This window comes from Poseidonibacter sp. (assembly GCF_041821165.1).
Lineage (GTDB): Bacteria > Campylobacterota > Campylobacteria > Campylobacterales > Arcobacteraceae > Poseidonibacter.
In genome coordinates, this window is record NZ_JBGUES010000088.1 from 1 (window position 1) to 9231 (window position 9231).

At 27.4% G+C, this 9231-nt stretch carries 12 protein-coding genes; 10 read left to right on the top strand and 2 right to left on the bottom strand.

Annotated features, from left to right (window positions below; genetic code table 11):
• Window positions 1-38 precede the first annotated feature (38 nt).
• The 8 genes from ACERKK_RS08005 to ACERKK_RS08040 all read left to right on the top strand — a co-directional run bounded on the left by ACERKK_RS08005 (window position 39) and on the right by ACERKK_RS08040 (window position 5699).
• Window positions 39-251, top strand: coding sequence for a hypothetical protein (locus ACERKK_RS08005; RefSeq protein WP_373772559.1), 213 nt, complete (start codon window positions 39-41; stop codon window positions 249-251).
• Window positions 252-274: 23 nt separating this feature from the next.
• Window positions 275-1036, top strand: coding sequence for an NAD+ synthase (locus tag ACERKK_RS08010; protein WP_373772560.1), 762 nt, complete (start codon window positions 275-277; stop codon window positions 1034-1036).
• 1 nt (window position 1037) lies between these two features.
• Window positions 1038-2180 carry a DegT/DnrJ/EryC1/StrS family aminotransferase gene (locus ACERKK_RS08015; RefSeq protein ID WP_373772561.1) on the top strand — a complete coding sequence of 381 codons (1143 nt, stop codon included), beginning with the start codon at window positions 1038-1040 and terminating at the stop codon, window positions 2178-2180.
• A gap of 7 nt (window positions 2181-2187) precedes the next feature.
• Window positions 2188-3135: a tetraacyldisaccharide 4'-kinase gene (locus ACERKK_RS08020; RefSeq protein WP_373772562.1), complete on the top strand. Its 948-nt coding sequence runs from the start codon at window positions 2188-2190 to the stop codon at window positions 3133-3135.
• A 91-nt stretch (window positions 3136-3226) separates the two neighbouring features.
• On the top strand, window positions 3227-4507 hold the full coding sequence (gene hemL / locus ACERKK_RS08025) for a glutamate-1-semialdehyde 2,1-aminomutase (RefSeq protein ID WP_373772563.1): 1281 nt from the start codon (window positions 3227-3229) through the stop codon (window positions 4505-4507).
• A gap of 11 nt (window positions 4508-4518) precedes the next feature.
• On the top strand, window positions 4519-4833 hold the full coding sequence (locus ACERKK_RS08030) for a pyrimidine/purine nucleoside phosphorylase (protein ID WP_373772564.1): 315 nt from the start codon (window positions 4519-4521) through the stop codon (window positions 4831-4833).
• Between the two features lie 13 nt (window positions 4834-4846).
• Window positions 4847-5161, top strand: coding sequence for an AtpZ/AtpI family protein (locus ACERKK_RS08035; RefSeq protein WP_373772565.1), 315 nt, complete (start codon window positions 4847-4849; stop codon window positions 5159-5161).
• Window positions 5142-5699, top strand: a complete 558-nt coding sequence (locus tag ACERKK_RS08040) for a hypothetical protein (RefSeq protein WP_373772566.1) — start codon at window positions 5142-5144, stop codon at window positions 5697-5699. Before ACERKK_RS08035 ends, ACERKK_RS08040 begins: the two co-directional genes overlap by 20 nt.
• Before the next feature lie 14 nt (window positions 5700-5713).
• Here the strand turns inward: ACERKK_RS08040 and ACERKK_RS08045 are convergent, their stop codons facing one another.
• A complete protein-coding gene (locus ACERKK_RS08045; protein ID WP_373772567.1) occupies window positions 5714-6394 on the bottom strand; it encodes a hypothetical protein in 681 nt (226 codons plus the stop codon).
• Window positions 6395-6397: 3 nt separating this feature from the next.
• Window positions 6398-8260, bottom strand: a complete 1863-nt coding sequence (gene rpoD / locus ACERKK_RS08050; protein ID WP_373772568.1) for an RNA polymerase sigma factor RpoD — start codon at window positions 8258-8260, stop codon at window positions 6398-6400.
• Between the two features lie 176 nt (window positions 8261-8436).
• Between rpoD and ACERKK_RS08055 the strand changes: the two genes are divergently transcribed.
• Together ACERKK_RS08055 and ACERKK_RS08060 are read left to right on the top strand one after the other, a co-directional pair.
• Window positions 8437-8940, top strand: a complete 504-nt coding sequence (locus ACERKK_RS08055) for a 3-isopropylmalate dehydratase small subunit (protein WP_373772569.1) — start codon at window positions 8437-8439, stop codon at window positions 8938-8940.
• The coding region (locus ACERKK_RS08060; protein WP_373772570.1) for an isocitrate/isopropylmalate family dehydrogenase at window positions 8940-9231 on the top strand (292 nt) is incomplete at its 3' end. The genes ACERKK_RS08055 and ACERKK_RS08060, both read left to right, overlap by 1 nt.

Below are 9231 nucleotides of genomic sequence, written 5' to 3' on the forward strand. Positions count from 1 at the left end.
TAGAACAAATATTAGATAAATTTAAAGATAAGAAGTAAATGAAAGATAAATTAATAACACAAATAAAAGAGCTAATCAAAGTTAATCCATCTGAAACAATTGAGATAAATCCAAATTATTTAGAATATTTTACAGAAGATGAATTAATTTCAATTATAAATCAATTGCAATATAAAAAAAATGAAATAAACAATATTACATCTGAGTATTTAACAGAAATTTATGAAAAAACAAAAAAAGATGAGATATAATAATCGACTATAAAGGATTTCAATTGATAAATTGGCAAAATATTAAAGAACAATTAGTTAAATTTTTAGAAGATGAAGTAAAAAAAACTGGATTAAGTAATGTTACAGTTGGTTTATCTGGTGGATTAGATTCAGCTGTTGTAGCAGTATTATGTAAAGAAGTTTTTGGAGATAAATTAAATTGTGTTTTAATGCCATCTCAATTTTCTTCAAAAAGTTCAACAGATGATGCAATTGAATTATGTGAAAAATATAATATCAAATATGAAATAGTATCAATAGAACCAATGGTTAGTGCTTTTATTGATAATATGGATAATGATAGCTTAAGAATTGGTAATTTTAGTGCAAGAATGAGAATGTCAGTATTATATGATATATCTTCACGAGAAAAATCTTTAGTTATTGGTACATCAAATAAAAGTGAACTTTTATTAGGTTATGGTACTATTTTTGGAGATATCGCTTGTGCTATTAATCCTCTTGGTGAAATATATAAAAGTGATGAATTTGAATTTGCAAAATTTATAGGTGTAACAGATGCTATTTTAAATAAAGCTCCAAGTGCAGATCTTTGGGATGGGCAAAGTGATGAAAATGAACTAGGATATACATATAAGCAAATGGATGATGTTTTAAAGCCAATGATTGATGAAAATAAATCAAAAGATGAATTAATAAATTTAGGTTTTGATGAAAAATTAATTAATATGTTAGAATACAGAGTTAAAGCAAATGCCTTTAAAGGTAAATTACCAACAATCGCAAGTATTAATTGGAGTTAAAATGATAAAAAAAGATATTGCAATTTACAAAGCTTCTTTAGATAATGATGAATTAAATCAAATAAGAAGTGTTTTAGAATCAAAAAACGATTTATCAAAAGTTTTAGAGTTTGAAGAAAGAATGAAAGATTTTATTGGAGCTAAACATGCAATTGCTACTGCAACATCAACAGCAGCAATTCATTTAGCATTAAGTGCAATAAAATTAAAAAGAGGTGATAAGATTTTAATGTCTGTAAACTCTTTTGTTAATTTACCTGAAGTTGTAAGACACTTTGATGCAGAGCCTGTTTTTATTGATATTAATATGGAAGATATGAATATTGATGTAAATAAGTTTGAACAAGCACTTGCTGAAAATAAATCAAAAAAATTAAGAGGTGCAATTATTACTTTTGTTGCAGGTCAAACTCCTGATTTAGATAGAATTTATGATATTGCTAAAAAATATGGAATCATACTTATTGAAGATTGTAGATCAGCTTTAGGTGTTACATATAATGGAAAAAAAGTTGGGAATTTAAGAGCTGATATGACAATCTTTTCTACAAACCCATCAAATAGTAAATATGCAATTTCAAGATCAGGTGTAATTGTAACAGCAAATGAAGAAATAGCAAATAGAGCAAAACTTCTAAGAACACATGCTTTAACTACTACTTATGATAGTTATGGAAACTTAGATTATGTTTATGATGTAGTTGATATTGGACATAAATATGATTTATCTGAACTTGATGCTGCGTATGCTCTTGCTCAATTAAATAAAACAGAAAAATTTATTAAAAGAAGAAAAGAGATTGCAAAACTTTATGAAAAAAGATTAGCAGGTGTAAAACATATTACAATTTTACCTCATAAAGATGAACATATTTTCACGCAATTTATTATTAAAGTTTCAAGAAATAGAGATGCATTTGCAAGAGCTTTAAAAGATAGAGGAGTTGCTACTGGACTTAACTATATTCCATTACATCTTTTATCTTATTATAAAACAAAATATTCAATAAAAATTACAGCATTTTCAAATGCTTTAAATAACTATCAACAAATATTATCATTACCTATGTATGCAGGTTTAAGTGATGATGAAGTTAAATATGTTTGTGATCAAGTAATTGATGTAGCCTCTGAGTGGGTTTAATTAGAAGTTGAAACAAAAACTATATACTTGGATTGAAGATTATCTCTTCTTTCCTAATTCTTTTCAGCAATTAATCTCTTTTTTATTATTACCATTAACTTTTTTATATATGTTAATTATTCTTTTAAAAAGAACTTTTGCAAAAGAGATTGATTTAGGAATTCCAGTTATTTCAATTGGAAATATAATAGTCGGTGGAAGTGGTAAAACTCCAATGGCAATTAAATTAGCATCAAAATATGAAAAAGCTTGTGTAATTTTAAGAGGTTATGGACGAGAATCAAAAGGTTTATTTGTTGTTTCTAAATTTGGAGAAATTTTAGTTGATACTAAAACTTCAGGTGATGAAGCAATGCTTTTAGCAAAATCATTAACAAATGCTACAATAATTGTAAGTGAAGATAGAGTTAAAGCAATCTTAAAAGCAAAAGAGTTAAATTGTAAAATTGTATTTTTAGATGATGGTTTTTCAAAATATCAAATTAAAAAATTCAATATTTTATTAAGACCTAAAAAAGAGCCTACAAATATTTATTGTTTGCCAAGTGGTGGATATAGAGAACCAAAAGGTTTATATGCTTGTGCAGATTTAGAGTTAAAAGAGGGTGTTGATTTTAATAGAGTTATAACTATTAAAAAAGATTATAAAAATACAACTTTACCAGAAAAAGTTTTACTTTTAACAGCAATTTCAAAACCAAAAAGATTATTAGAGTTCTTACCAAAAGATACAAAAATGATAAGTTTTCCTGATCATTATAATTTTGTCATTGATGATATAAAAAAAATACAAGATGAGTACAAAGATTATTCAATTGTTACAACAGGAAAAGATTTAGTAAAATTAGATAAGTTTAATATACAAAATTTGTATTTAATGGATTTAGATATAAAACTTAATGAAAATGTAGATTTTTCAATTATGAAAGAGTTTATAAATTCATATAATACTTAAAAATAAAAAGAGTTTACTTTAAAAATATTTTAATTAATGATAAATATTTTTTTGGGTATTCTACAAATTTAAATATACATTAGGATAACAAATGTTTGATAATTCAGTAAAAGCGTATAGCGAAGCTTGTAATGTAATTCCAGGAGGAGTTGATTCTCCTGTTCGTGCATTTAAAAGTGTAGGTGGAACTCCTCCATTTATAGCAAGAGGTGAGGGTGCATTTATGTACGATATCGATGATAATAAATATCTAGATTTCGTTCAAAGTTGGGGGCCACTTATTTTTGGTCATTGTGATAAAGATATTGAAGAAGCAGTGATCCAAACTGTTAAAAAAGGTTTATCTTTTGGTGCACCAACTGAATTAGAAACAAGTTTAGCTAATGAAATAGTTGATATGTTTGATAATATTGATAAAGTAAGATTCGTAAGTTCAGGTACAGAAGCTGTAATGTCTGCTATTAGACTTGCGCGAGGAGTTACAGGAAAAGATGATATCTTAAAGTTTGAAGGATGTTACCATGGGCACTCTGATTCTTTATTAGTACAAGCTGGGTCTGGAATGGCAACATTTGGAGCACCAAGTTCTCCTGGAGTTCCTGCTGATTTAACAAAACATACTTTACTTTGCGAATATAATAATATTGAAAATCTAAAAAAATGTTTTGAAGATTCAAATGATATTGCTTGTATCATAATTGAACCAATTGCTGGAAATATGGGATTAGTTCCTGCTTCAGAAGAATTTTTAAAAGCTTGTAGAGAATTATGTGATGCTAATGGTGCATTATTAATTTTTGATGAAGTAATGACTGGTTTTAGAGCTTCTTTAAAAGGTGCAAGTGGAATTTTACAAACACAAGCTGATATTATTACTTTTGGAAAAGTAATTGGTGCAGGAATGCCAGTAGGGGCTTTTGCATCATCAAAAGAGATTATGGGACATCTTTCACCAGATGGTGCTGTTTATCAAGCAGGAACATTAAGTGGTAATCCAGTTGCTATGAGTGCAGGATTAGTAAGTTTAAGAAAGTTAAAAGCAAATCCTTCTATTTATGAAGATTTAAATGCTAAAGCACTTAGATTAGTAAATGGATTAAAATCAGCTGCAAATGCTAATAATATTCCATTACAAATTAATACAAGAGGATCTATGTTTGGATTCTTTTTCTGTGAAGAAGAACCAACAAATATTAAAGAAGTTGCAAAATGTGATTTCCAAAGATTTGGAAAATTTCATCATGAAATGCTAAAAAGAGGTTTCTATTTTGCTTGTTCTCAATACGAAGCAGGATTTATTTCAACTGTTATGACAGATGAAAATATTGATGATTGTATAAAAGCAGCATCAGACATTATGAAAAATTTATAAAAGGAATTTATATGGAAACTTTAAAAAACGTAGAATTAGTAAAAAAAGCAAATGTTTATTTTGATGGAAATGTTACAAGCAGATCATTTATTGATAGTGATGGTTCAAAAAAATCTTTAGGTATTATGATGCCTGGTACTTACAATTTTGGTACTGCTGAAGCTGAATTAATGGAAATTATTGATGGTAATGTACAAGTAAAATTAGCAGGTTCTGATACTTGGAATACTTATACTGCAAATACATCATTTGATGTTCCAGCTAATTCAAATTTTGATATAAAAGTTGAAACTATTACAGATTATTGCTGTTCATATATAAAATAATTAGGGAATCAATATGAAAGAAAATAATAATGATTTTACACCAAAACACAGAGGTAAACTTGAAGCTTTAGATAATCTATCTTTAGGTTTATCAATGGTTGCAGCCGTTGCTATTGGATTTGGTATTGGTTATGGATTAAGAGAACTTACAGGATACTCATGGACTTTATGGTTAGGTCTTTTTTGGGGTGTTGCAGCAGCTATTTTAAATATCTTTAAAGCTTATAAACGTGCTCAAAAGCAGTATGAAGGATTAGAAAATGATCCTAGATACGCACATAGAGCAAAGCATGGAGATAAAGCAACAGATGATAAAGATGAAGATTAATTCATCAATTAAGAATTTTGCAAAGGTTTTTATTGTTTTAAACCTTTGTTTAATAATTTCTGTATTAGTACTAAAAGACGCTATTTGGCTTTTAAATACTCAAGTTGCTTTTATATCATCTTTATTTATTACAATTGCTTCATTTTTATCATATAGAAAGAATATTCAAGGAAGATTATCAAACCTTGATATTTCTAAAAGTAATAAAACAGAAGATAGAGATAAAATTGATGAAATAGATGATCCTTATGATTTATATACAGAATATGAAGAAATACCAGAAGAAGAGTTAACTCCTGAAAAAATAAAAGAGATTATCAATGATGAAAAATCAAAAGTAAAAAAAGACTCTTTTAAAAATACAATCTTTTCAGCTACTGGTTTTTTATCTATTTATAGAGTATTAGGTTATTCAACATTAATTTTCGGATTTTTTGCATTAAATAATAATAAACTTTTTATTCCAATGGCATTTATTATTGGTTTAGGAATTGTTCCTCTTGGAGTATTATTATCGAAGCTTTTAGATAAAAAATAAAAGCTTCGAATAAATTAAATTATTAGTGGTAAATCTATAGTAATCTTATTTTCATTAGAGCTTACTATAAATGAGCTATCTTCTTTATAACTTAAGCTTTGAGTATTAGCATTTATATCAGATGCTATCTCAACAGTAATTAAAGAGTATTTCTTTCCTTCAATTCTTATATATTCACCAATTTTTAACATAATAGAACATCTAATAGTATTTGAACCTATAAATGATTCAAATACCTGATTAAGAGTTTTAATAAATGAACTTGCATCTAATTTAAACTCAGGAATAGATGGATCATAATTTTTTGTATAAACAGTATCTGTTTTTATTTTACTAGTTGATATTGCTAAATCAACTAGTGTAAAAATATTAGTACTATTAATGTTTTTAATATTTAGTTTTGATTCTTTTTTTACCATCGCACTTTTGTAAAGCTTCATATGAATTTCATCTTCATTATCATACATAACTGTTATTGCATAAAAAGTGTAGTTTTTAACTACTAAATCAATATAAGAAGTTTCTGCTCCAAAAGATTTTGGAGCATATTTTAAGGCTAATTCAAAAAGCTCTTTTTGTTTTATTCTACTTAATAAAAATTGAGCTTCTGAATTAGAATAAATAATCTTTGAAGTAGAAGAAAAAGAAACAACAGGGTTTAAATCTAATTCAACCCAATCTTCAAAAAATTTCATTTCCTAGCTTTCTACGTAGTTCTTAAGATTTTTACCAACTTTTGGATGTTTCAGTTTTTTAATAGCACTTGATTCAATTTGTCTAACTCTTTCTCTTGTAACAGAAAGTTCTCTACCAATCTCTTCTAGTGTTCTATCTGATGCATCCGACATTAGTCCAAATCTCATTCTAACAACTGCTTGTTCTCTTTCGTTTAATTGTCCTAATATTTGATCAATTTGATTTTGTAAATCTTCTTTCATAATATTATCAACTGGTGTTGGAGCTTTTTCATCAGGTACAAAGTCACCAAATTTACCATCATCATCAGATCCAATAGGAGCTTCAAGAGATACAGGTTCTTTTGTAATTTTAATTACTTGTTTAACTTTATCAACAGGTAATCCAACTTCTTTTGAGATTTCCTCAACATCTGGCTCTTTACCATTTTCTTGAATACCTTTTCTAATGATTTTATTAATTCTATTAATAGTTTCAATCATATGAATTGGAATTCTAATTGTTCTAGCTTGATCAGCAATTGCTCTTGAAATTGCTTGTCTAATCCACCATGTTGCATAAGTAGAGAATTTATAACCTTTTTTATATTCAAACTTATCAACAGCCTTCATAAGACCGATATTTCCTTCTTGAATTAAATCTAAGAAAGGTAAACCTCTATTTGTATATCTTTTTGCAATAGATACAACAAGTCTAAGGTTTGATTTTGCCATTCTTGTTTTTGATTTATCAGTAATATCTTTACCACGTTTAATTTGCTCTAAAACATCTTTTAGTTCTTCTGGTTCTAAATCAAAACCATCTTTTGAAGCTTCTGCTGTTTGGAATAGTTTTTTAATTTCCATATATGTAGAAACCATAGTAGCTTCAGGAACCATACCTGTGATTTGAACTTTAGTTAAATTAACAATATTATCTAAAATCTTTTTATGATTTTCTAATAATGTATCATTAAATAATGGTAATTTGTACTCAAGTCTTTTAAGTTCATGTTCAAAACCAGTATCTGACTTAAGTGCTGTTTCCATTGCTTTTACAATTTCTGTAATAAGTTTAGAAGTAGGTCCTAAATCTAATAACGCTTCTTTTAATATTTTCTTTTTAAATGCAACTGCTAAATTAAATACCATTTGGTCTAATTCAGAATCAGATTTTGCAGTTTCTTTTGATAAGAATTTAAGCCAATCTTTTTTAGCTTTTTCAAGAATTTTAAATGCATCAACAATTGTTTGTGCTCTTTTATCTAATTTCTTTTGTTTTTTACCATCAGCTTTTTCTTCTGAATCATCATCTGAATCATCTTCTTCAACTTCTGGTTCATCAGATGAATTATCTGAATCTTCATCATCAAAGTTTCTAAATAATTCTTTTACTTTTCTCTCTCTATTAACAAGAGGTTCTTTATACTCTAAAATAAAGTCAATTAAATAAGGTACGTAACAGATTGCATCTAAAATTACATCCTCACCCATTTCAATTTTTTTAGATATTTCAATCTCTTCTTCTTTAGTAAGTAATGGAATTTGTCCCATTTCTCTTAGATACATTCTTACAGGAGAATCTGATCTTGACCATTCTAATAACTCTTTGTTTTTAAGAAGATCATAAACATCATCTTCATTCATTATTAGTTTTTCTCTTTGTTCTCTTCTTTTTTGTGCTTCTTCAGCATTCATTCTTTTTGCTTGTTCTTGCGAACTAATAACTGTTACGTTAAATAACTGGATATATGCTAAAAGTTTTTTAATGTTTGGGGCAGAAGGAGATTTAGGAAAGACTTTTATAATTTTTTCATAAGTTAATACAGAATCTTTATACTCTTTAACTAGTTGCTCTATTGATTTATTTAAATCTTTTACGCTCATGGATAGAAATTCCTCTTTGTTTAAATATGCTTTGTATTATACCGAAATTAATTATATTCTTGATTAAAAAAACTCAATTTAATCAAATATTACTAAATCTTTAGCTAAAATACAATCCTTTTGAAAATAATTGTTTAATGATTTTAATAAGTAGATTAAATATAAGGATACAAAATATGAACAAAATTACTGGAAAAGTTTGGAACTTTGGAGCAAATATTGATACTGATGTTATCATTGCTGCAAGATACTTAAATAGCTCAGACCCACAACATTTAGCGAAGTATGTTATGGAAGATGCAGACCCTGAATTTCCAAATAAATTAGGAAAAGGTGATATTATTGTTGCTGGTGAAAACTTTGGATGTGGAAGCTCTAGAGAACATGCACCAATCGCATTAAAAGCAGCAGGTGTAGCAGCTGTTGTAGCTCCATCATTTGCAAGAATTTTCTATAGAAATGCATTTAATATGGGATTACCAATTTTTGAATTACCAGAATCTTTAGAAATTAAAGAAGGTCAAGAAATTTCAATTGATTTTGATGCTGGTACAATTGTTAATAATACAACAAATAAATCTTATGAATTTACTCCAATTCCTCCATTTATGCAAGAATTAATTGCAAGTGGTGGTTTAATAAATTATGCAAAAGAAGAAGCCAAAAAGGAAGCTAAATAATGAAAAAATATAACATTTCTTTAATTAAAGGTGACGGTATTGGTCCAGAAATCGTAGATGAAGCTATAAAAGTTTTAGATGCAGTATCAGGAGCTTGTGATTTTACATTAGATTACAAAGAGTATTTAATGGGCGGAATTGCAATTGATGAAACTGGTGTTCCTTTACCTCAAGAAACTATAAATGGTGTATTAAATTCTGATGCATGTTTATTTGGTGCTATTGGTGGAGAAAAATGGGATACACTTCCTAGAGAATTAAGACCAGAAACTGGACTTTTAAAGTTTAGAG